This is a genomic window from Catellatospora tritici (assembly GCF_019083965.1).
GTDB classification, from domain to species: Bacteria; Actinomycetota; Actinomycetes; order Mycobacteriales; family Micromonosporaceae; genus Catellatospora; species Catellatospora tritici.
The window spans coordinates 367,122-389,412 of sequence record NZ_JAHRCY010000005.1; the positions used below are offsets into that span (position 1 = coordinate 367,122).

Consider the following 22,291-nt stretch of genomic DNA (forward strand, 5'->3'; position numbering starts at 1 on the left):
AGGCCATGGCGACCTTGGTCCTTTTTAGACATGATCCCAAGCGTGACGTGGATGAAGCACAACCGGAGCATGCTGCTGTGGCTGCTGGCCATGGCGCTGGCCACCGTCGGCCTCTTCGTGTTCCTGCACGACTACGGGCCCGCCGATACCCTGCTCGACTGGGTCGGCCTGTTCCTGGGCCTGGCCGGATTCGTGACATCCACGGTGAACGTCAAGTTGGCCCAGGCCGGGCGTCCGGTGCCGCGCCAGTTGCTGGCCGATATCAAGATGCTGGTGGGCCGCGACGGCGAGCTGAAGCAGCTGACCCGAATCCTGCTGCGGCGGCGGCGTGGGCAGTCCGGCGGTCCCGCCGTCGCGGTCGTCACCGGCGCCGCGGGGGTGGGCAAGACGGCACTGGCCGTACGCTGCGGGCACCGGCTGGCCAACAGGTTTCCTGACGGCCAGCTCTACCTGGACATGCAGGGCTTCGGAGACAAGCCGCCACTGGCCACGGCACAGGCGGCGGTGCTGTTGCTGCACAGTCTGAGGGTGCCCGCCCCCGATGACGAGACCGAGTTGCTCAACGAGTACCGGACCGCCATCGCCGACCGCCGCCTGTTCCTGCTGCTCGACAACGTCCGTGACGAGGCGCAGGTCCGCCCGCTGCTGCCCACCAATGCCGCGAGCGCGATCATTCTGACCAGCCGCAACGCACTGCAGGGGCTTGTCTTCAACAGCGATGCCGAGGCTGTGCCGCTGAAGGGGCTCAACGAGGAATCCGCCGGGAAGCTGCTGCGGAGGATCATCGGTGAGCGCGCGGTCCGGCACCCCGACCAGGCGCGAGCGCTGGCCGCCGAATGCGACTGGCTGCCGATGGCGCTGCGGATCGCGGCCGAGGTCGCGGCCGCGCGCCCGCACGCGTCACTGGCCGAACTGGCGGGCAGGCTCCGCGATGAGCTGCTGCGCCCGGACACGGCGGGGACCGTGGCCACCGAGCGCAGCGTCGCGGCCGCGTTCCACTGGTCGTACGCCGAACTGCCGGAGACGGCGGCGACCCTGTTCCGGCGCCTGTCGCTGCATCCCGGCGCCGACTTCGACGAGTACACGGCCGCCGCGCTGCTCGACACGGACGTCACCCAGGCACGCAAGGCGTTGTCCGTCCTGTCCGGGGCGCACCTGGTCGAGTACGCCCGCGGTGATTCGTTTCGGCTCTACAGCCTGTTGCGTGACTACGCCGACGGACTGCAGGCCGCCGCCGAGACCCCGCAGCAGCGGCGCGCCGCCGAATCACGCCTCATCGATCTCTACCTGGCGACCACCGCCGCCTGCATGGACTGGCTCTACCCGGCCGAGCCGCACGCCGCCGGGGCGACGGCCGGGCAGCGTGCGCTGCCGCCGATCGCCAACGCCGACGCCGCCAGGCGCTGGCTCGAAGACCAGCGCGCCAACCGGTTCGCGATCGTCGTCATGGCCGCCAAGGGCAAGCACCCGCAGGCCGGCGCCTTCGCGTCCACGCTGTGGCGGTACTTCGTCTTTCCCGCCGCGGCAGCGGGCTCCCCGACCAGCGCGGGCTTCTCCGAAGGCGAGCAGCTCAACCGGCAGATGCTGGCCATCGCCCGTCAGGACGACGACCGGCTCGGCCAAGCCAACGCGCTCATGGACCTCGGTCTGGCGCTGTTGCAGCAGGGCAGGCACCCGGAGGCGGTCGAGACGCTCACGGAGGCTGTCGCCGCGTACGGCGACAGCCAGCACTTCGCCCTGCAGTCCCGCGCGCGCAGCAACCTGGGCGCCGTGCTGGAGGGCATGGGCCGCTACCGGGAGGCGCTGGAGTGCTTCACGGCGGCGCACGAGTCAGCCGATCCCAAGGGCGACCAGGTCGATTACGGCATGGTGCTCGACAACCTCGGCGTGGCGTACCGCTGGCTGGGCGACCAAGCCGCCGCCACCTCCTACGCCCGGCAGGCGCTGGCGGTTCTGGCCGCGCAGGCCGACCACGCGTGGACGGCAATCGCGCTGACGAACTTCGGCGAGACCTGCCTGCACTTCGGCGACCTCGTCGAAGCCGAACGGCTGTTGCGTGCGTCGGTCGCGATGTTCGGGCAGGTCGACGACCCGACCAGTGAGGCGGTGGCGCTCAGTGCCCTCGGGTACACGCTGGCCCGCCGCGGGAATCGCCGGGAGGGGATGGCGATGCTGCGTGGCGCACTGGACCGGCAGCGGGAGCAGAAGGACGATGTCGGCGTAGTGGTCGCGCGATACCGCATCGGCGTCCTGCTCGGCGGGTCGGGGCGCCTGTTCGGCGCGGTCAGGCAGCTGCGGCAGGCCTTGGCGCTGGCTCGGGAGCACAGCATGGGCGGGTTCGAGACTCGGATCCTCAACGCGCTCGGGTCGGTCTACCAGCGCCTGCACCTGCGCGGCCGCGCCGCGGGCTGCTACCGCGCCGCGGCGGCCCTCGCCGCGGCCGGTGGCGACCCGCACGAGCTGAAGCGGGCTGCCGAGGGAGTGGCCAACGCCGCGCGAGCGGCGGTCTGACCACCAGTCAAACCAGGGTCAGCGGGGTACCCGGCGACGTTCGCCGGGGTTGGCCAAGGCGGGTGGGAACGTTCCCGCCTTGGCCGGCCGGTCACCGGCTGAGCCGCGCCGACGCCCAGGTCACGTGGCAGCCGAGTCGCTCGGGGACATTGACCGCCACCCCTACCCTGTGCCGATGACGGAGTCTGACGGCGATCACACCGCCGCGTCCTACGACGGTGAGCCCGCACTGGTGGCGAACACGTCCGACGATCCCGCCGACGCGGCCGACGACGCCGCAGTGGGAGTACCGGCGCTGGTGGCGTTCGCCGCCGGCGACCCTGCGGACGGCGACGCCGCAGCGGCCGAACCGGCCGACGACCACACCGACGGCGACGACGCCGTCGACATCGCCGGCGCGGACGTCGGCGTGTTGGGCGGGCTGCTGATGGTGGTGACCGCGTTCGGCTGGCTGGGCTCGCTGTGCTTCGCCGTGGCGTACGTCGCCACCTCAGGACCGGACGCGATCGAGGGCACAGCCGCGTTCTCCGCGGCGCTGTTGGGCTCGCTGGCGCTGTCGGCGACGCTGTTGCTCAGCAGCGGCACGTCACTGTACCTGTGGATGCGCTCGCGCCGGCGGTGGCAGCTGGTCCTGGCGGCCGTGTTCGCGGTGGCGGGGGTGGCGCTGTGCCTGTTCCACGGGGCGGCCTTCCGGTGAGCGACGCCGCGGCAGCCGGCCTGCGGTGAAACGGTCCAGGTAGCGACAAGACATGCGGCGACCGTCGGTTGTTGACCGGCGCCGCTACGCTGCGCCGCGTGGAGACATTGAAGGCGGTCTTGCCTCTGGTCGGTGTCGTGATCGGCGCCGTGGCCACCTACCTCGTCACCACCGCCGCAGAACGCAGCCGGTGGCGGCGTTCGCAGGACGTGCGATGGGACGACCGGAGGCTGACGGCGTACATCGCCTTCGGTGAGGCGAGCAAGCGCATCTTCAGTGTCGCCTCCCGGGTCGCGGCCCACCAGGGATTGCACGACCGCGGCGATCCGCTGCCGCCGGAGGAGGGGCTGCCACTGCTGTCGGCGGCGGTCGCCGACCGCGCGGTGAGCTGGGAGGCGCTGCTGCTACTGGGCGGCAGCGGTGCGCTGGAGGCGGCACGGCAGTGGCATCGGGTGCTGCGGGGGCCGGTGTCGTACGTGCGTGGGGAGCCGGCCGACGCCACTCGATGGCAGGCGGCAGAGCGGGAGGTGGACCTGGCACGTGACAGGTTCTATATCGCCGCGCGTGAGGACCTGGGCGTGCCGGACTTCCAGGTCTCGGCCCACCTGCGCTGACGGCAGGGCCGCCGTGGCCTGCGTCAGCCGGAGGGGTGGCAGCAGACGACTGCGGCCACCCCGGACGCGTCAGCAGTTGGCGTTGACAGCCGGGATCCAGCCGTCCTGCTGGGGTGCCTCGGCGCCGTGCCCGTAGATCCATACGCCGTAGCCGTCGTCGACGGCCTGACCGTGCCAGCGGAATCCGCGTCCCGCGGACAGCGTCCGCAGCACGAAGCCATGGGGATCGGTACGCAGCCACGTGTTCTGGTTGAGGTTGCACACGAAGCCGGGAGCGTCACTGGCCGCGGCGGGTGCGGCAGCCGCCGTCGCGCCGGCGAGGACGACCATCACGGCCGTGCCGACGTGGAGGAGTTGGCGCTTCACAGATGTCCTTCCGTGGAGAGACCCGAAGGTTACGATCATGGTCCAGATCAGCATCGTGATCTCGAACGGAGTTCGCAACCTGAGGCCGATGTCGACCTCTGGGTTCTTTGGACGACCGGTCAGCAGCACGCGTGCCATCCGGCGACCGAACGGGGCTGTCGGCCCCCTCCCGTACGGTGTCGCGGTGGCTGTCATCGAGATGTTGGCGCGGCTTCGCGCCGGTGCCGGAGTTCCGATCGAGCGGCTGGTGTGCCATCCCCGGTTACCGCTGGTGGCGGGCCTGGACTCCGCGCGCCCCGCGGTCCACGTCTGGGAATGCGCCGAGGACGGCCTACGCGAACTTCGGAGCGTCCACGCCGACGCGGCCGCCTACCCCAAACACCCGTGGGAGCGGTTCGACCTGGTCCCGCACGTGGCATGGCATCCGTATGAGCCGTGGCTGCTGGTCACCGATCAGCGGGGCGTGATCTCGTGGACCCCGGACGACGTCAACCCACTGGCAGGTGTCCCGGCCGAAGCGGTGTACCGGAATCTGGCGTTCAGCCCGGACGGCCGCACCTTGTGGGCGTCGCCGTCCTCGAGCGGCGGCGAGGACGCGTGGGAGTTTTCCGACAGCCTCGATCTCAGTGCCGGGACCGTCCAGGTCGGTCCGCGCTGGGACACCGGCGTCGTCGAACATCCCGGCGGCGGGCTCGTGCTGACGTACCGCAGCGACCAGGGCGCCACGCTGGGCGTGTTCGCGCTGGTCGACGAGCAGGTCAGGCCGGGTGCGATGCGTGCGCTGCGTCGGGCGCTGATCCTCGACGTCGACGGCTACGAGGCGCCGGTCTTCAGTGCGGACGGGCGCCATTTCGCGATCCGGGGCAACTCCTACGGCCATACGCTGCAGATGTTTGAGTTCCCGTCGCTGACCTGCGTGATGTCGGAGCTTCTCGCGAGGCCGGGGGGCGACGAGGAGTCCGAGGGTGGCACCTGGTCGCGGCACAACGTCGCGTTCGGGGCCAGGCCCGGTGCGCTGTGGGTCGGCACTCCCGCCGGGACGCTCGTCGAGGTCGACGTGGCGGCCGACGCCGTGGCCGTGCACGAGGTGTCGCCTGGCATCGCGATCACGGCGCTGGCCGCGACAGCGACCGGCGCCTTCGTGGCCGCGACCGGCGACGGCGAGCTGATGCTTCTGGCCGTGCGCGATGAGGCCGTGGTGACCGACACCGACGCCGCGCGCGCCGCTGTCGCGGCTTTCACGGCGGCCACGGTCGAGCTGCCCGACAGCGGAGACCCTGATGACGAGGACGAGGGCTTCGTCCTCACCGATGGCGACCGGGTTTGGGAGCGCGACGACCTGGAGTCGGTGACCGCCGCCGACAAAACCGATCCGACGTGGTTGCAGCTCAGGGCAGCGGTCAACACGGTGCGTGACCGCAGAAGATGACCGAGGTGGGCGTGGTCAACGGTGACCAGTGATGGCGCACACGGCGCGGCCGGCGGAGCGTGAGTCGCCAACTGGTTCATCGCGCTGTACCCACCATGTCACGTTCCCCGCGGCGACTGCGTCCTCCCCGTTGATGCATCGTTGGGCATGACGTGCGCGAACGTCTGAGTGTGCTGAATGCCGCGGCAGCCCTGGTCACCGTACTGGTCGTAGTGTTGGCCGACGGCGTGTCGCGGAGTGCGCCGGTTGATCCGAGGCCGGCGGGGTCGGTCACCTTCAACGGGCCCGTGCACACCGCCGCGTACTGGGGCGACACCATCTACGTCGGTGGCGATTTCACCACCGCGACCTGGGGCGGCCACAACGTCGCCCGGCTCCACACCGCGGCTGTAAACGCGCGGACCGGAGCACTACTGCCCTGGAGCCCGCAGGTCGACGCCACGGTGAGAACCATCGACGCCGACAGCGACGGGGTCTACCTGGCCGGGAACTTCCACCTGGTCAACGGTGCGGGCCGCGACAACCTCGCAAAGGTCGACCACGCCGGTGTTCTGCAACCCACCCTCAAGCACCGCATCGACGGACATCCGGACTCCATGTCCGTCGGCGGTGGGCGCCTCTACCTCGGCGGCTCGATCACCGCCGTCGACGGCCAAGCTCGCACCGGAGTGGCCGCCTTCGATCTGGTCACCGGCGAGCTGGACCCGCAGTGGCACCCGTACCTCAACGACGTGGTGAACGTGGTGCGGTACACAGCCGGCCGAGTGTATCTGGGGGGCAGGTTCGACTCGGTCGACGGCGCGCGGGGCACGAAGAAGATCGCCGCCCTCGACCCGGTGACAGGTGCGGTCGATCCCGGCTTCTGGTCCCACGTCAGCGCGATGGTCAACGACATCGCCATCGTCGACGGCAGCATCTACGTCGGCATCGACGGCGGCGGCGGGCGAGTCAGCTCGATGGACCTGACCGGACAGGTGCGGTGGACCGTGGCCACCGACGGGGCCGTGCAGGCGGTCACGGTGCTGGATGGTGTGCTCTATCTCGGTGGGCACTTCGACAACGTGTGCGGCAGCGCCAACACCGGACACCTGGGCGTATGCCTGGACGGAGCGACCCGGCGGGTCAAACTCGCCGCCGTCGACCCGGGCAGCGGAGCGCTGCTCGGTTGGATCGCCGACGGCAATGGCTCGGTCGGAGTGCGGGCACTGCGATCCAGCAAGGAGCTGGGCCAGTTGGTCGCCGCCGGCGCGTACACGGCGGTGAACGGTAGCCCGCAACGACGCTTCGCCCTGTTCAACCTGGTCTCCCCCACTGCCTCGGACATCACCTGGTAAGCCGCTCAGCCTTCGCCGTCTTCGCCGTGGGCGTCGCCGGAGCTTCGCAGCAGCGTCCAGTGCGCGATGCCAGCGAACCGAGCGTCTTGTCGGTCAGCTCGATAAAGTTGGGAGAGTGGCGAACGGCGATGAAAGAGCGACCGCGCGGATGCACCCGCCCAGCCACGCGTTGCTGCACACCGCCATGCTCACGCTGCAGCTGGCGGTAGCTGACCTCACCAGTGCTCAGGCCTGGCATCGCCTACTCGACGTCGCTGCCCGCCACCGGGGCCGCGGTGCCAACGATGTTCTGCTGATCGCACGCCAGCGATCCGACGCCACCGAGCTGGCCACCCATGACCAGTGGCGGGCCCGCGGCGCACATGTGCGCCGCGGCGAGCGGGGCCTGCTGCTGCTTCGGCCGCTGGACGACACCGGCGACGCTTTCGACGTCGTCCGGGTCTTCGACATCGCCCAGACCGACGCGGTGCCCTCACCTCAACGGCCCTCGTATGACCTGGTACGGGTCGTGGCGGCGCTTGCCGGGCTGGCGGGTGAGGCCGGGTTGACCGTCCGACTGAGGCAAGGGCTCAACACCGCGGTGCGCGCCGATGGCGACCGTCTCGACCTGGCCGCCGATCTGCCGCTCTCGGCAGCCGCAGGACTTCTCGTCGGCCAGATGGCCCTGCCGATGTTGCCCACCGGCCCGGCCCGCAGTGTGCAGGCCTCGGGTGTCGCCCGCGTCGTCGCCAGGCGATTCGGTCTGCAGCCGGTCGACGCCCCGGTTCCGCAGCCGCGGCATTGGGCGGCGCCGCCGGATCGGACAGCGTCGGACCTGTTGGTCGACACCACCGCGGTGGTCATTCGCACCGCCGACGCCGTGACGGCCAGGCTGGAGCGGGCGCTTGCGCGATCGGCAGCCCCCGGCGTGATTCCGGCACAGCGGCGCAGCGCGGCGCACACCCCGACGCGACGGCAGCCTGCCCCGACAACCGACTCGGGGCCCGCGCTCGACCAGGGCAACCGGGCCGCGCTGTACGCGGTCAACGCCGCCGCGGCGGCGTTCTACGCCACCAAGCTGCCGACCAGCCGTACCGCAGCGGCCTATCTGCGGTCGCGGGGCATCTCCGCCGCCGCCGATCCCGACTCCAGCTGGCAGCTCGGGGTCGCCCCAGCCGGAGGCGACGTCCTTCTTCAGCACCTTCGTTCACTCGGCTTCGTCGACCAGGTCATGCTCGCCGCCGGTCTTGTCACCGCCGGTCACATGCACGGGCGCGGCATTTACGATGTGTTCCGAGACCGCCTGGTGTTCCCCATCCACGCCCCCGACGGCCAGATCGCGGGCTTCACCGGCCGGGACCTGTCGGAACGCAGCAGAGCCAAGTTCTACAACACGCCCGAGACGACGATCTTCCACAAAGGCGAGCTGCTCTACGGGCTCGCTCCACAGCTGCGTGAGAAGGGCACCCCGACGCGGTTCCTCGTGGTCGAAGGGCCTACCGACACCATCGCCGCGCACCTCGCCTACAGCGCCTCTGCCGCCGCGGGCGTGCGCACCGTCGTGGTGGCTCCGGGCGGCACCGCGTTCACATCGGCGCAGTTCGCGCTGCTGGCCGCCGCGGCCGACCGGGACACGTCGCTGGTCATGTCATTCGACGTCGACCAGGCGGGCGTCAAGGCGCTGGAACGGGCCTACCCACTGGCGATGAGCTGGCCGCACGGCAGGGTCCTGGGCACCGGACCGAAAGGGTTCAAGGACATCGCCGAGCTGCTGGCAGCCCGCGGCCCCGACTCAACCCTGCTCGACCTGCTCGCCGCTGAACGGCCGCTGGCGCTACTGGCTGTGGAGCGGGCGCTGGCCAAAGCATTTCCCGACGGTTTCCACGCCGACTGGCCGGAGGCCCGGGTGCGGGCCTACCGGACCGTCGCCCCGTATCTGCTCGACGCGGTGCGCCACGGCGACGTCGACCTGCTGCTCCAGTCAGTGGCGTCGCAGTTGCGCGTGGCGCCACACGAAGTCAGCCAGGGCGTGATCCAGCATTTCGAGGACGTCCCCACGTCAGGTGCGCCCGGTCGGCGGACGGCGGGCCCTGGACCGACATCAGCACCACGATCGACCGGCGCGGCTTGACCGGGTCCGCCACGAGGCGCCCGATCCGCGGCGCCGTCGGCCCTCGCCGGATCAGCTTGGGGCGAGGAGGCAGAACTCGTTGCCTTCCGGATCGGCGAGGACCGTCCACGAGACCTCGCTGTCGCCAAGGTCGACGGCGGTGGCGCCAAGAGCCCGCAATCTGGCCGCCTCGGCCACGCGGTCGTCACCTGGGTATGGGCGGATATCGAGATGGACGCGGTTCCACCCGGTCTTCACGTCAGGTGTACGGAGGAACTGCAGATATGGGCCGACGCCCTTGGCGGAGCGCAGCACCGCGCTGTGCTCGGTCACCTTGTGCACGGTCCAGTCCATGGCCTGACCCCAGAAACGGGCCATGGCTTGGGGGTCCGTGCAGTCGACGACCACTGAGGCGATTGGTCCGGTCTCTCCGTACAGCGAGTCCAGCACGCAGAACTCGTTGCCCTCCGGGTCGGCCATGACGGTCCAGGGGACGTCGCCCTGGCCTATGTCGGCGAGTGTCGCGCCCAGATCCTTCAGGCGCGCGACCAGCTCCGCCTGATGGGCCGCCGAGGTCGTGGCGAGGTCGACATGCACGCGGTTCTTCACCGTTTTGGGTTCCGCGGAGGTGACGAGGTCGATGCAGACGGCGACGGGGTCGGGATAGACGAAGCCCTCGGGTTCAAGGTTGGTCACGCCGGGTTCCTCGCTGGAGACGTGCCAGCCGAGCACCTCCGCCCAGAATCCGCCCAGCGCGGAGTCGTCATGAGCCTTCATGTTGATCTGCACAAGCCGCGTTGCCATGTCGGCAATACTAGCGCGTTCATGATCCACGAGATCCTCATGCGGTGATCACGAAACCGGCACCGCCGCGTATCGGATTCGCAGGCGGCAACGGTTTCAATGACTCTCACTCGGCATCGGTGAGCCCGAAACATCCAAACACGACAACGTGATACCCGCGCACGGCTCGCAGATCCACGAGGCGCGCCCTGGGCTCGGCGCGGACGGGGGTGAGCCAGTGCGGGTGCTGGTGCTCGGGGGTACGCGGTTCGTAGGCCGAGCGATCGCCCCAGGGCCGCCGTACCTGCCACAGCAATACATCGACGTACGCGACCTCTCCGGGTGGCTGCTGGACGCCGCCCGTGACGAGGTCAGCGGCACGTTCAACGCGGTGAGCCGACCGGGGCACACCACCATGGCGGAGCTACTGGAGGCATGCCGCGAGGCCACCGGTTCGGGCGCGCGGCTGTGCCGGGCCGAGCCGGAGACGATGCTGGCCGCGGGCGTGCAGCCGTGGTCGGAGCTGCCGATCTGGATTCCGGACGGGTCACCGGTTCGGGGACTGCATGAGACGAACGCCGACCGGGCGCACGCGGCGGGGCTACGCTGCCGCCCGGTCGCGCAGACCGTCACCGACACCTGGGCCTGGCTGCGCTCAACGCCGGACGTCCCGACCGCCGGCGGCCTCGATCCCGCCCGAGAAGCGGCCCTCCTGGACCGAATCGCCCCTTCTTGCTCCACCAGACCCGGCCTAGCCAGGTCGTGTCTTCAATGACTAGAACCATTGAAGTGGCGCGGCGATGCCGACGGGCAGGCGAGCCCGGCCGCGCCGGAACGGGTGCGGCGTCAGCCTTCGGACCGGCGGTGACGGAAGAGATCCTGCGCTGAGGCGATGACAGCGGCCGAGCGCGGATTGGTGCCGAGCTCGGACTCCAGCGCACGGAACGCGCTGCGGGCCAGCAGGGCTCCGGCGATCCACGTCAGCGTGATCGCCACGATCAGGACGTAGGTCCACACCTGCACGCTGGTAGCGGCGATCAGGCAGGCGGTCATCAGAAGACCGGCCATCGCGGCGCCGTAGACCCGCGCGGCGGTCAGCATGCGTGGGTACGCCGCGGCACGGCGCACGTCCTCGGGGCTCAGCTCGGACGGATTCGGTGAGGTCATCGGGCATATCCAGTCGTCGGGTGGCAGTGATCGTCGCGTGCCGTGCGGCCACCGTCAAGTTCGTTGGCAGACGGCTTGCTGCTGCGGGCTACCACGCCTATTGAGCTCGGGCGACTCGCTGCGCATCCCTTGCACGGGGTGAGGTGGACCGCCCCGCAGAACGACGACGAAGTTGACCGGCGAGTGGTTGCCAATCCTTGCGCAACGGGAAAGAAGCGGTAGGTGCCATGGCGTGCCTAGGGTGTGGCATGGCCTCCGACCGTACGGCCGTGGTGATCGGCGCCAGCATGGGCGGTCTGCTCGCCGCCCGCGCCCTCAGCGACTCGCACACCAGGGTCGTGGTGGTGGACCGCGATGACCTGCCCGACCGGGCTACCGACCGCCGCGGCGTGCCGCAGGGCAGGCAGCTGCACGTGCTGCTGTCGCGCGGACGCGAGGCGATGGAGGAGCTGTTCCCGGGCCTGTCCCGGGAGCTGCAGGCGCTCACCGTCCCGATGGTCGACCTGCACGGCCAGGTCCACTGGTACAACGACGGCCACCTGATGGCCCGCGCCGAGTCCCCGCTCGTCGCGGCCGGGATGAGCCGCCCCCTGCTGGAGCAGGTCGTCCGCGGCCGGGTCGCGGCGCTGCCCGGGGTCGAGTTCGTCCCGGCCGCCGAGGCGCTCGGGCTGACCACGACCGCCGACCGGCGGCGCGTGACCGGAGTGCGGCTGCGCCACCGCGATGGCGCCGAGCGCACGGTCACCGCGGACCTGGTCGTGGACGCCTGCGGCCGGGCCTCGCGTACGCCGACGTGGCTGGCCGAGCTGGGCTACGAGACGCCCGTCGAGGAGCGGGTGCGCGTCGACGTCACCTACGTCACCCGGGTCTACCGGCACGAGCCACACCATCTCGACGGGCTGCTGGGCTGCCTGACCAACGCGGTGCCGGGCGCGCCCCGGTCCGGCATCGTCGCGCTGCAGCAGGACGGCCGGATCGCTGTCGCGTTCAACGGCATGCTCGGCGAGCAGCCACCGGTCGACGACGACGGCCTGCTGTCGTTCGCCGAGTCGCTGACGGCGCCGCAGATCGCCGAGATCGTCAGGTCGGCGCAGCCGCTGACCGAGCCGGCCAGCATGCGGTTCCCGGCCAGCCAGCGCAGGCGGTACGAGCGGCTGCGCCACTTCCCGGCGGGCTACCTGGTCGTCGCGGACGCGCTGTGCAGCTTCAACCCGATCTACGGGCAGGGGATGACGGTCGCCGCATTGGAGGCCCTGCTGCTGCGGCGGCTGCTCACGGCCGGGGACGGGCAACTGAGCCGACGGTTCTTCCGGGGCTGCGCCCGACTCATCGACGCGCCCTGGACGATCGCCGTCGGCACCGACCTGCGGTTTCCCGAGGTGGAGGGGCCTCGCTCGGCGCGGGTGCGGTTCGTCAACGCCTACGTGCACCGGCTGCACGTCGCGGCGGCGGGCGACGCGGTGCTGGGCGCGGCGTTCCTGCGTGTGCTGAACCTGGTCGACCCGCCGACGGCGCTGCTCGCCCCGGGGACGGTGCTGCGGGTGCTGCGCGGCTTCTGGCGGGGCCGGGGCGGCGCAGGCCGGGCTCCGCAAGGTGCGCCGACTACCGCAAGCCGGCCGCGTCGAGCGCTGCGGTGATGGGCTCCGGGTCGGCGATGAGCTGGTCGAGTTCACCCGGACCGAGGCTGTCGTAGGTCGGTGCCGCGAGGTCGTCGGTGAGCGACTCGATCCTCCTCTTCTTCTCGCTGCCGACGTCGCTGAGCCAACCGGAGGAGTCGATGAGGCCACAGGCACGCATCCCGTCGACGACTGCGGCAAGTTGCGAAGGCCGAGCGCCTTGAGCGCCTCGGTCGGCTCGTGGGCGAAGTAGGGGACCAGGTGGATCGGCTCGACGAGCCGGTACAGGCGGCGGACGACGGGCTCCATCGCCGCGATGATAGCGGTCGGCCGGATCACCCGACGTCGCCTCAGACGGCTTCAGAAGTCGACGTGTTCGCTGATCAGGTGCCTGATGAGCTGGTATCCGGCCATGGTGATCGACAGTCCGAGGCCCGCTGCCAGCAGGGGCATCCCAATGCCGAAGGGCAGCTCGGTCAGGCCGTTGAGCGAGGACCGCTCCCCCATGGTGCTGAAACTCGCGGCGATCACCGCCGCCGACCAGAACGCCCCGGCGATGCCGCTCACCAGGCAGCCCACGGTGGCTGCCCGGGAGCGCCCGGTCCAGAAGCCGGTCAGCAGCGACACGCAGAGCAGCCCGATGGCGACCAGGGTCCAACCGCCCCCGTTGGAGAGGTCGGCGTACTCCCAGCCGGAGTACCACCACAGATAACCGTCCTGCTTCTTGAACCACGGGAGCAGGTAACCGGCCAGGGCCAGACCCGCGCCCGCGGCGACGGCCAGGTGCGCCTGGCCGTCGAGGACGGTGCTGCGCGGCGGGGGCGATGCGGTCGTCGTGGGGGTGGCTTCGTCCATACCTCATCGCAGCACATTGGAACCGCCACCGCACCCGGTGCCGCCGGCGTACCGGACTGGCCGCGTCGTTTCTCGAGACCGCGCGGAACCGATCCGCCCGCTCTCGCCGCCGCCGAGGACGTGGTGCAGGACGTCTTCGCCGACTGGTTCAACCTCGTGATTCGCGGATCACCTGGCTGGGCACGTGGTGTCGTCGCGGGCGGGCCGAGGGAACCGGTGTGGATGCGAGGTGTGTCCATACGCGAGGTATCCTGTCGGCCAGTCTTACGGGGCCACCAGAGGTTGACGATGTTCTTCCGGCGCAGGACCGAGCAGGCGCGCGCGCTGCGGTACATGGCGTACGTGTCCGACACGAAGATCGACATGCTGATCAGCCAGATCCACGAGCCGCTGCGGCGCAGCATCGCCACGGAGCTGAAGCTCGACCTGAAGCTGATCGGCCTCACGCTCAGCGCCGACAACCCGCTGCGCCAGCAGAGCCGGATGGAGAAGGTGGCGCTGGTCGAGGACTACCTCAGCCGCCACCAGCAGATCGGTGACCTGAGCGCGTCGCAGGGATATGTCAAGGCGCGGCTAAACATGGACTGGGCGCCGCTGTCGGACATCCAGCACGGGCGACCCGACGCCGAGAAGATCACGTTCTTCTGCGGGTACACCGAGGATCTGCTGGTGGTGCTGGGCGGGTCGACGGCGCACCTGCTCGGGACCCCGGTGGAGCCGACAGCCACGCCCGGGTCGCAGCCGTACGCGATCCGCCGGTCCCTGCAGCCGGTGACGTCCGAGGCGAGCGGCCTGGACGAGCAGTCCGAGACGGACACGGTGCGGTCGCTGGCCGACGGGATCGCGAGCACCGCTCGGGCGGTGTTCCAGACCCCGCAACCGGTGCAGTTCCTCGCCCGGTGCATCAGCCGCGGGCCGCTGCCCGACGGCTCACCGCGCCCGGCCTACCTGCTGGGCAGCCCGCTGTACGTCGAGATGGTGGACTTCTAGGCCGATGAGCCCCGACACGCACCCGGCAGCCGCCGGGACCTGGCAGGTCGGCGACGTGATCGCCGAGCTGTACCGGGTGACGAAGGTGCATGAGCACGGCGGCATGGGGCTGGTCTACCGGGTACACCACCTGGGTTGGAACGTCGACCTGGCGCTGAAGAGCCCGCGTCCGCAATGGTTGCGCACCGCCGAGGACCAGCAGCGGTTCGTCGACGAGGCCCAGGCGTGGATCTCGCTGGGGTTGCACCCGCACGTGTGCGCGGCCCACTACGTCCGCGCGATCGACGGGGTCCCGCGCGTGTTCGCCGAGTACGTCCCCGGCGGCAGCCTGCGCGAGGCCATCGACGACGGGCGGCTGTACGAGGGCGGCCCGGACGAGGTGCTCGCGCGGCTGCTGGACCTCGCCGTGCAGATCGCCTGGGGGCTGGCCCACGCGCACCGCCGGGGCCTGGTGCACCAGGACGTCAAACCGGCCAACGTGCTGCTCGACGAGTCGGGCACGGCGAAGGTCACCGACTTCGGACTGTCGCGGGTGGGCGCGTCCGCCGGGCGGACCGACCCGGCCCGGCCGGGTGTCCGGGCCGATCCCGGCGTGGGCACGCGGGTCAGCGCGGGCGGCCTCACCCCGGACTACGCCTCACCCGAGCAGGCGGCCGGTTTGCCGCTGAGCCGCCGCACCGACGTGTGGAGCTACGCGGTGTCGGTGTTCGAGCTGTTCACCGGCGGCGTCGCCTGGTCCAGCGGCCCGTCGGCCGACGTGGCGCTGGCCGAGTACCTCCACTACGGACCCGACGATCCGGCCGCGCCACGGATGCCCGCGGCGCTGGCCGAGTTGCTGCGCTCGTGTCTGCTCGACGATCCTGCCGCCCGGCCCGGCGACCTGGCCGAGGTCGCCGACACGCTCGCGGCCGTGTACGCCACGGAGCTGGGCCGGGCGTACCCGCGGACCGTCCCGGCCGAGGCGGACCTGCGCGGCGACGAGCTCAACAACCGGGGGCTGTCGCTGCTCGACCTCGACGACGCCGCCGCGGCCGACGACGCGCTGCGGTCAGCGCTGGAAGCCGACCCGCACCACCTCGAGGCCGTCTTCAACGCCTCGATGCTCGGCTGGCGGCGCGGCGAGCTCACCGACGACGAGGTCGTGGCCGCGGTCGCGGCGGCCCGCGCCACCCGGCCCGAGCACTGGCTCGGCGCCTACCTGCTGGCCCAGGTGCATCTGGAGCGCGGCGACCTGGACGCGGCGCTGCCGTTGCTGGCCGAGGCGGCGCGGCAGTCGCCCGACGATCCGCAGTTCGCGGAGCTGCTGAGCCTGGCCCACACGGGCGAGTTGGCGGCGGGCAGCACCGAGCGGCCCATCACGGGCGGTGCGCCCGACGAGCGCGGCGGGATGACCGGCGCGCATATCGGCCAGGACGGTCGCGTGGTGCTGACCGCGCTCGTGGACGTGCCCCCGCGGCAGCGGGGCTTGCGGGTCGCCCTGTTCGGCGGCGAGCCTCGGCGCCCGACCGCGAGCAGTGTCGGGGTGCACTTCACCGATGGCGGTCGGGCCCCACTGACGTTGCCGCAGGGTGCGTTCGCCCACCATTTCGCGGTGCACCCCGATGATCGCCTGGCCGCGATCGGAGGCAGCGGAGACGACGCGGTGCTCTGGGATCTGGATCGCGGCGTGGTGCTGCACCGGTTGCCCGGTCACGGCCTGTTCCTGACGGCGCTGCGGTTCAACGCCGACGGCCGGGTGCTGGCGTCCGGGTCGAGCGGCGGCTCCATCCGGCTGTGGGATCCGGTCGGCGGCCAGCGTCTGCTGACGCTGACCGGCCACGAGCGGGAGGTGCACGGACTGGCCTGGTCGGCCGACGGCTCCCGGCTGGCCTCGGTCAGCAGCGACCGGACGCTTCGGCTGTGGGACCCGCGGACCGGTCGGTGCACGGCTGTGCTGCCGCATCCGGATCGGGTGTCGGCGTTGGAGCTGAGCCCAGACGGGCGCCTGGCCGTCACCGGTGACTACCGCGGCGTGGTGCGGATCTGGGAGCTGGATCCGGACGGCGGCGGAGTGTGCCGCCACGAGTCGCAGGGCCACCGAAACCGGGTCGTCGCCGCGGCGGCGGCCGGTGCCGGGCGATTCCTGACCGGCGGCGAGGACGGGATCCTGCGCCTGTGGGACGCGGCCGGCGGACGCTGTCTGCGCACCATCGAAGCGCATCGTGAGGCGATGTTCCGGGCACTGACCAGCAGCCGCACGGTACACGTCGCGGTCTGCGTCAGCGTCGACGGACGGCTCGCGCACTCGACGGGCAACGACGCGCTGCTGCGGTCGTGGGGACTGCCGACCGGATACACCGCCGCGCTGCAGGTGTGCCGCCCCCGGCCGGTGTCGCGGCTGCACGAGTTCGACGCCCGCTTCCAGCGGCTGCTGGGCGACGCCGAGCAGGCCCTCGGCGAGGGACGGGTGCCTGCCGCGCTGGAGGTGATGCGGCAGGCGCGGGCGGTGCCGGGTCATGAGAACGCGCCGCGGGTGGTGGCGGCCTGGCAGCGGCTGGCGCGGTCGTGTGTGCGCACCGGGCTGCGCGGAGCGCGGCTGGTCCACCGGATCACCCTGGTCGAGCCTGGTTCCCAGCGGTACTGGACGCCGCGGGTGAGCGTCAGCGCCGACGGGCGCAGGGCGCTGACGAGTTCCCCCGACGACGCGATGGTGCTGTGGGACCTGGCGACCGGGCGGGTGGAGCGCCGCTTCGACACGCCGGAGCACCGGATCTCGGTCGAGACCCTCGCGCTGAGCGCGGACGCGCGGCTGGCGGTCGCGGTCGACGGCTACCGCCGCCTGTTGGTATGGGACCTGCACGGCGACGACGAGCCACGGCTGCTGGGCAAGCTGCCGTCAACCGGCTCGCGGGTATGCCTGGACCGCTCGGGCAGGTACGCGCTGACCGCGACGGGTGCCCTGACCGTGCTGCGCCGCTGGGACCTGGCGACCGGCCGCGAGCTGGCCGCGTTCCACGGCCGCGAGCGGCTGATCACCAGCAGCTCCGGTGGGTCGTCGCGGATGGAGCCGGAGACGCTGCACGGCGTCTGCCTCAGTGGCGACGGGCAGCTGGCGCTGGCGGCGGCGCAGGACGGCGACGTCCTGCGCTGGAATGCGGTCACCGGACAGCCGTTGGGTCGGCTGCGGGGCCACGATCAGCGCGCCGAGTGCGTCGCGATCAGCCCGGACGGGCGCTTCGCGCTGTCGGGCGCCTGGGACCGGACGGTCCGGTACTGGGATCTGGAGCGCGGCCGCTGCGTGCGGGTGCTGTCGGGCCACACCCAGCCGGTCGACGCGGTCGGGTTCACCGGCGACGGCGCGTTCGCGGTCGGCGCGGGGCGGGATCACGCGGTGCGGGTGTGGCGGTTGGGCGACGGCGCGTGTGTCCGGGTGCTCGACGGGCACGACGGCCCCGTGGCCGGGGTGGGCCTCGACGACGAAGGGTGGCTCGCGGTGGCGATCACCCGGGAGAGCTTGTCGATGTGGGACCTGGACTGGGAGTTGGCGTTCGGCCCGGCCGCAGGGCAGCGAGCGGGCCTGGGCCGGTGGTTCGACCGGCTGCGGTCCGGCGGTTGAGCGGGCGACCGGGCGCCCGATCCGCCATACCACCTGGGTGTAGGTCCACCTGACGGCGCAGGACCTGGAGTTCGTGGCTTGCGGGCCAGCGGGTGACGGCGGTCGGCCGACCGCAGGGCCGGGCGCGGTGGCCGGGCGACGACGGGGCAGCGCGGCCAGACCGAGGCCCGGCAGTGGCAGGACCGTGCTTGTGCGTGGAGCCTCCCGCGGGACGTGCCCGGTGCGTTCGACGCCTGACGATGCCGCCGACACACCAGGAGCAGTGGTGGTACCGGATGTGACGTGCCGGGGCGCGGGGCGACGCGCCTCAACCCGTCAGATGTTCTTGTATGTCTATGTTAGCGCTCACATTTCTGGGCCTGCCACGGGCATGGTCAGGGGCCGTGAGGCGGCATGTACACCGAAGCGGGCACCGGGCGCACCCATTCGGTATTCGAGGAGATTGCCAGAGTCTCACTCGACGTTCAAGAGGTGATTCGGCGATCGACTGTCCGATGGCTTTTCTCCGGGCCGCTCCCGCGCCGCCGACTTTCACCCATCTCCGCAGGCAGCAGCCACGACAGTGCACTCCCGACAGGGCTGATCCCGGAACGCGAAAGCAATGCGGCGACCATCTTCGCGAGACCGCCATAACACTATTGCCAACACGGATCACGACGCGTGGGGGCGAAATTCTTGTCCCCGGAAACCGTTATGTGTGGGCAGGTCGCCGAGTCGCACGGACCCGCCGACGCACTGGTCACGACGTGCCCGTACGACCGTCTTGACGCCGAGACGATCCTGGGCGACAGTCAACCCCCGCGATCCACTGCCGACAGCGATATGGACCATGCCACCCACCAGCCCAGACGACGCCGCCCTCGTCAGCGCGGCCCAGGCCGGCGACCGACGCGCGCTCGAGACCCTGCTCCGGGTGTACCTGCCGTTCGTCTACACGATCGCGCGACGAGCGCTCGACTCCGACGCCGACGTCGACGACGTGGTGCAGGACACCATGATCCGTGCCGTACGTGAGCTGCGGGGACTGCGCGACCCGCGCACCTTCCGGGCCTGGCTGGGCACCATCGCCGCCCGGCAGGTCGGCACACATCTGCAGCGGCGGCGCAGGTCTGAGCCAGTCGTCGGGACTCTCGACGACCTGGTCGACGCTCCCGACGCCGACGCGCCCTTCGAGGAGCTGACGATGTTGCGCCTGGACCTCGGCGCGCAGCGGCGCCAGGCGGCACGGGCGGCACGTTGGCTGGACGGCGACGACCGGCTGCTGCTGTCGCTGTGGTGGCTGGAGGTCGCGGGCCGGTTGAACCGCACCGAGCTGGCCGCGGCCGCCGGGGTCAGCATCGCCCACGCTGGGGTTCGCGTGCAGCGCCTGCGCCAGCAGCTGGAGCAGTGCCGCGCCCTGCTCGCGGCCCTCGACAGTCGGCCCCGGTGCGGCACGCTGGACGGTCTGGTGGCCGACTGGGACGGCACGCCGAGCTCGTCCTGGCGCAAGCGCCTGACCCGGCACGTGCGCGGCTGCGAGTCCTGCGGTCACGCCGCCGACGAGCTGGTCGCGTCCGAGCAGCTGCTCGTGGGGTTCGCGCTGCTGCCGGTCCCGATCGCGCTCACCGCCGCGGTGATCGGCAAGGGCACCACGGCCGCCGCGGCCTCGTCCGTGACGTTTGCCGCCGCCAAGACCGGACTGGTCGCCCAGGTGGCGAAGGCCTTCGCGGTCGCGCCGGTCGCCGCGGCGGTGACCGGGTCCGTGGTGGTGGCGGCCGCCGTCGCGGTGATCGCATGGCCCGCCCCCGTGCCCGCGCCACCCCCGGCGGGCGCCGCACCCCAGCCGACGGCGGCGGCGACGCTGCCGACGCCCGCCACGCCGAGCCGTTCCTCCGGGCGGCTCAGTCCGAGCGCCCCGCCGAGTCGGCAGCCGCCGAGCCCGGCGGGTCTGCTGGCGGCCGGGCCGGTCTCGCTGGAGGCCGGCGGCGAGTCCGGCCTGTACGTCACGACAGTCGACGGGCTCGGCGTGCTGGCTCCGCTGTCGGCCGCCAGCGACTCGTCGGCTCGTCTTCAGGCCACGTTCGAGGTGGTGGCGGGTCTGGCCGACCCCAAGTGCTTCTCGTTGCGCGCCACTGACGGCCGTTACCTGCGCCATTTGTCATGGCGGTTGCGGCTGGACCCCAGCATCGACACCGCGCTGTTCCGCGGCGATGCCACGTTCTGCGTACGCCCGGGAGCTTTCACCGGCACCGTGCTGCTCGAGGCGTCGAACTACCCCGGCTGGTTCATGCACCGGCGCGGCGCCCAGATGTGGGTGGACAACAGCGACGGCTCAACCGCGTTCCGGGCCGCAGGCTCGTTTCGGATCCGGCCACCGCTGGCCGGATAGGCCCCGTCGGCCCCGCCGACATGAGGCGGGCACACTCCTGAAACATTTTCGCCACGCTTGACGCGGGTCATGTTATCGGTCACATTCGACGGACGGGACAGTCCGGGCGCGGGCACCACGCAGCGCCATAGTCACCGTCTGGAGCGGGCGGCGTCTTCCATGACGCGCTCCACGGTGCACCTGTGACCGTCAACCCTGCTCGTCATCACCGGGTAGCCAGCACCACCGTGGACGGCCGTCCTGACGTACCGCACGGCCGAGCACGGCGATACGTCGCGCCCTGGACCCGCCCGTCTTGCCCTGACTCGTCCCGAAGGAGGATGCCGTGACCGGCATCAGCACCCGCACACCTTCCGCCACCGGCCGCCGAAAGTGGCGCGCCGCGGTGGCCACGGCGGTGGTCACCGCCCTGGCCACCGTCGGCATGGTCGCCGTGAGCACCAGCGGCGCGCAGGCCGCCACCGTCGACACCGGCGCCTGGTACGTCCTGGTCAACCGCAACAGCGGCAAAGCCCTGGACGTGTACAACTTCTCCACCGCCGACGGCGGCCGCATCACCCAGTGGACCACCAGCAACGCCAACAACCAGCAATGGCAGTTCGTCGACTCCGGCGGCGGCTACTACCGCCTCAAGAGCCGCCACTCCGGCAAAGTCCTCGACGACTACAACTTCTCCACCGCCAACGGCGGCTCCATCGTGCAGTGGGCCGACCTCAACGGCACGAACCAGCAGTGGCGCCTGGCCGACTCTGCGGGCGGCTACGTGCGCCTGATCAACCGGCACAGCAGCAAGGCCCTGGAGGTCCAGGGCGCCTCGACCGCCGACGGCGCCAACATCGTCCAGTACGACGACTGGGGCGGCACCAACCAGCAGTGGCAACTCGTCCCCGTCGGCAGCACGCCGCCGTCCAGCGCGCCCCCGTCCAGCCCGCCGCCGACCGGCTCGTGCACCCTTCCGTCGAGCTACCGCTGGACCTCGACCGGCTCGCTGGCGACGCCGAAGTCGGGGTGGGTGTCACTCAAGGACTTCACCTATGTCCCGTACAACGGCAAGCACCTGGTCTACGCGACGACGCACGACAACGGCTCCACCTGGGGCTCGATGAACTTCGGCCTGTTCACCAACTGGTCCGACATGGCCTCGGCAAGCCAGAACGGCATGTCTTCCGGCACCGTCGCACCCACCCTGTTCTACTTCGCCCCCAAGAACATCTGGGTCCTCACCTACCAGTGGGGCGCCACCGCGTTCTCCTACCGCACCTCCAGCGACCCGACCAACGCCAACGGCTGGTCCGCCGCACAACCCCTGTTCTCCGGCACCATCAGCGGCTCCGGCACCGGACCCATCGACCAGACCCTCATCGGCGACAGCAGCACCATGTACCTGTTCTTCGCCGGCGACAACGGCAAGATCTACCGCGCCAGCATGCCCATCGCCAACTTCCCCGGCAACTTCGGCACCAGCTACACCACCATCATGAGCGACTCCACCAACAACCTGTTCGAAGCACCCCAGGTCTACAAGGTCGCCGGACAGAACCAATACCTCATGATCGTCGAAGCCATCGGCGCCAACGGCCGCTACTTCCGCTCCTTCACCACCACCAGCCTCAGCGGCACCTGGACCCCACAGGCCGCCACCGAAGCCAACCCCTTCGCGGGCAAGGCCAACAGCGGCGCCACCTGGACCAACGACATCAGCCACGGCGAACTGATCCGCGCCAACGCCGACCAGACCATGACCATCGACCCCTGCAACCTCCAACTGCTCTACCAGGGACGCGCCACCAACTCCGGCGGCGACTACGGCCTACTGCCCTACCGGCCAGGCCTGCTGACCCTGCAGCGCTGACGCCGTGAACCAGGTCCGACCCGTC

The 22,291-nt window shown here is 71.1% G+C and carries 17 protein-coding genes; 12 read left to right on the forward strand and 5 right to left on the reverse strand.

Annotation, left to right across the window (positions count from 1 at the left end; genetic code table 11):
* Positions 1-51: 51 nt before the first annotated feature.
* The 3 genes from KUA19_RS43935 to KUA19_RS14030 all read left to right on the forward strand — a co-directional run bounded on the left by KUA19_RS43935 (position 52) and on the right by KUA19_RS14030 (position 3,822).
* The gene (locus KUA19_RS43935; RefSeq protein ID WP_302499054.1) at positions 52-2,511 is read left to right on the forward strand and encodes a tetratricopeptide repeat protein; all 2,460 of its coding nucleotides are present in this window, start codon (positions 52-54) and stop codon (positions 2,509-2,511) included.
* A 175-nt stretch (positions 2,512-2,686) separates the two neighbouring features.
* Positions 2,687-3,208 carry a hypothetical protein gene (locus KUA19_RS14025; RefSeq protein ID WP_217396441.1) on the forward strand — a complete coding sequence of 174 codons (522 nt, stop codon included), beginning with the start codon at positions 2,687-2,689 and terminating at the stop codon, positions 3,206-3,208.
* 98 nt (positions 3,209-3,306) lie between these two features.
* On the forward strand, positions 3,307-3,822 hold the full coding sequence (locus tag KUA19_RS14030; RefSeq protein ID WP_217396442.1) for a hypothetical protein: 516 nt from the start codon (positions 3,307-3,309) through the stop codon (positions 3,820-3,822).
* Positions 3,823-3,891: 69 nt separating this feature from the next.
* Here the strand turns inward: KUA19_RS14030 and KUA19_RS14035 are convergent, their stop codons facing one another.
* Positions 3,892-4,326 carry a hypothetical protein gene (locus tag KUA19_RS14035; RefSeq protein ID WP_217396443.1) on the reverse strand — a complete coding sequence of 145 codons (435 nt, stop codon included), beginning with the start codon at positions 4,324-4,326 and terminating at the stop codon, positions 3,892-3,894.
* A 46-nt stretch (positions 4,327-4,372) separates the two neighbouring features.
* On the opposite strand from KUA19_RS14035, the gene KUA19_RS14040 reads away from it, so the two are divergent.
* The 3 genes from KUA19_RS14040 to KUA19_RS14050 all read left to right on the forward strand — a co-directional run bounded on the left by KUA19_RS14040 (position 4,373) and on the right by KUA19_RS14050 (position 9,061).
* Complete coding sequence (locus KUA19_RS14040; protein ID WP_217396444.1) at positions 4,373-5,617, forward strand: TolB-like translocation protein; 1,245 nt, start codon at positions 4,373-4,375, stop codon at positions 5,615-5,617.
* A gap of 152 nt (positions 5,618-5,769) precedes the next feature.
* On the forward strand, positions 5,770-6,951 hold the full coding sequence (locus KUA19_RS14045) for a hypothetical protein (protein ID WP_217396445.1): 1,182 nt from the start codon (positions 5,770-5,772) through the stop codon (positions 6,949-6,951).
* A gap of 508 nt (positions 6,952-7,459) precedes the next feature.
* Positions 7,460-9,061, forward strand: a complete 1,602-nt coding sequence (locus tag KUA19_RS14050; RefSeq protein ID WP_217396446.1) for a toprim domain-containing protein — start codon at positions 7,460-7,462, stop codon at positions 9,059-9,061.
* 51 nt (positions 9,062-9,112) lie between these two features.
* Here KUA19_RS14050 and KUA19_RS14055 read toward each other — a convergent pair whose 3' ends face one another.
* The gene (locus tag KUA19_RS14055) at positions 9,113-9,844 is read right to left on the reverse strand and encodes a VOC family protein (RefSeq protein ID WP_217396447.1); all 732 of its coding nucleotides are present in this window, start codon (positions 9,842-9,844) and stop codon (positions 9,113-9,115) included.
* Between the two features lie 217 nt (positions 9,845-10,061).
* Between KUA19_RS14055 and KUA19_RS14060 the strand changes: the two genes are divergently transcribed.
* Positions 10,062-10,598, forward strand: coding sequence for a Rossmann-fold NAD(P)-binding domain-containing protein (locus KUA19_RS14060; RefSeq protein ID WP_217396448.1), 537 nt, complete (start codon positions 10,062-10,064; stop codon positions 10,596-10,598).
* 71 nt (positions 10,599-10,669) lie between these two features.
* Here the strand turns inward: KUA19_RS14060 and KUA19_RS14065 are convergent, their stop codons facing one another.
* On the reverse strand, positions 10,670-10,990 hold the full coding sequence (locus KUA19_RS14065; RefSeq protein ID WP_217396449.1) for a hypothetical protein: 321 nt from the start codon (positions 10,988-10,990) through the stop codon (positions 10,670-10,672).
* Between the two features lie 248 nt (positions 10,991-11,238).
* Between KUA19_RS14065 and KUA19_RS14070 the strand changes: the two genes are divergently transcribed.
* Positions 11,239-12,627 (forward strand): FAD-dependent monooxygenase, encoded by a 1,389-nt coding sequence (locus tag KUA19_RS14070; RefSeq protein ID WP_217396450.1) that lies wholly within the window; start codon positions 11,239-11,241, stop codon positions 12,625-12,627.
* On the opposite strand, the gene KUA19_RS44985 is transcribed toward KUA19_RS14070, so the two are convergent.
* On the reverse strand, positions 12,593-13,012 hold the full coding sequence (locus tag KUA19_RS44985) for a helix-turn-helix domain-containing protein (RefSeq protein ID WP_372451798.1): 420 nt from the start codon (positions 13,010-13,012) through the stop codon (positions 12,593-12,595). The genes KUA19_RS14070 and KUA19_RS44985 overlap by 35 nt on opposite strands.
* Positions 12,967-13,461: a hypothetical protein gene (locus KUA19_RS14080; protein ID WP_217396452.1), complete on the reverse strand. Its 495-nt coding sequence runs from the start codon at positions 13,459-13,461 to the stop codon at positions 12,967-12,969. The genes KUA19_RS44985 and KUA19_RS14080 overlap by 46 nt, the downstream gene beginning before the upstream one ends.
* 288 nt (positions 13,462-13,749) lie before the next feature.
* Here KUA19_RS14080 and KUA19_RS14085 point away from each other — a divergent pair, with 288 nt between their 5' ends.
* The 4 genes from KUA19_RS14085 (at position 13,750) to KUA19_RS14100 (ending at position 22,266) form a co-directional block, all read left to right on the forward strand.
* A complete protein-coding gene (locus tag KUA19_RS14085; RefSeq protein ID WP_217396453.1) occupies positions 13,750-14,451 on the forward strand; it encodes a DUF7019 family protein in 702 nt (233 codons plus the stop codon).
* A gap of 4 nt (positions 14,452-14,455) precedes the next feature.
* Positions 14,456-18,046, forward strand: a complete 3,591-nt coding sequence (locus KUA19_RS14090) for a WD40 repeat domain-containing serine/threonine protein kinase (RefSeq protein ID WP_217396454.1) — start codon at positions 14,456-14,458, stop codon at positions 18,044-18,046.
* Between the two features lie 829 nt (positions 18,047-18,875).
* On the forward strand, positions 18,876-20,414 hold the full coding sequence (locus KUA19_RS14095) for a sigma-70 family RNA polymerase sigma factor (protein WP_217396455.1): 1,539 nt from the start codon (positions 18,876-18,878) through the stop codon (positions 20,412-20,414).
* A 334-nt stretch (positions 20,415-20,748) separates the two neighbouring features.
* A complete protein-coding gene (locus tag KUA19_RS14100) occupies positions 20,749-22,266 on the forward strand; it encodes a non-reducing end alpha-L-arabinofuranosidase family hydrolase (RefSeq protein WP_443623175.1) in 1,518 nt (505 codons plus the stop codon).
* The last annotated feature ends 25 nt before the right edge of the window (positions 22,267-22,291 follow it).

Excerpts from the sequence above, each read along its gene's own strand:
- KUA19_RS14025 (WP_217396441.1), top strand. The coding sequence starts at position 2,687 with ATGACGGAGTCTGACGGCGATCACACCGCCGCGTCCTACGACGGTGAG.
- KUA19_RS14070 (WP_217396450.1), top strand. The coding sequence starts at position 11,239 with ATGGCCTCCGACCGTACGGCCGTGGTGATCGGCGCCAGCATGGGCGGT.
- KUA19_RS14080 (WP_217396452.1), bottom strand. The coding sequence starts at position 13,461 with ATGGACGAAGCCACCCCCACGACGACCGCATCGCCCCCGCCGCGCAGC.
- KUA19_RS14065 (WP_217396449.1), bottom strand. The coding sequence starts at position 10,990 with ATGACCTCACCGAATCCGTCCGAGCTGAGCCCCGAGGACGTGCGCCGT.
- KUA19_RS14055 (WP_217396447.1), bottom strand. The coding sequence starts at position 9,844 with ATGGCAACGCGGCTTGTGCAGATCAACATGAAGGCTCATGACGACTCC.
- KUA19_RS43935 (WP_302499054.1), top strand. The coding sequence starts at position 52 with ATGAAGCACAACCGGAGCATGCTGCTGTGGCTGCTGGCCATGGCGCTG.
- KUA19_RS14095 (WP_217396455.1), top strand. The coding sequence starts at position 18,876 with ATGCCACCCACCAGCCCAGACGACGCCGCCCTCGTCAGCGCGGCCCAG.
- KUA19_RS14090 (WP_217396454.1), top strand. The coding sequence starts at position 14,456 with ATGAGCCCCGACACGCACCCGGCAGCCGCCGGGACCTGGCAGGTCGGC.
- KUA19_RS14085 (WP_217396453.1), top strand. The coding sequence starts at position 13,750 with ATGTTCTTCCGGCGCAGGACCGAGCAGGCGCGCGCGCTGCGGTACATG.
- KUA19_RS14035 (WP_217396443.1), bottom strand. The coding sequence starts at position 4,326 with ATGGCACGCGTGCTGCTGACCGGTCGTCCAAAGAACCCAGAGGTCGAC.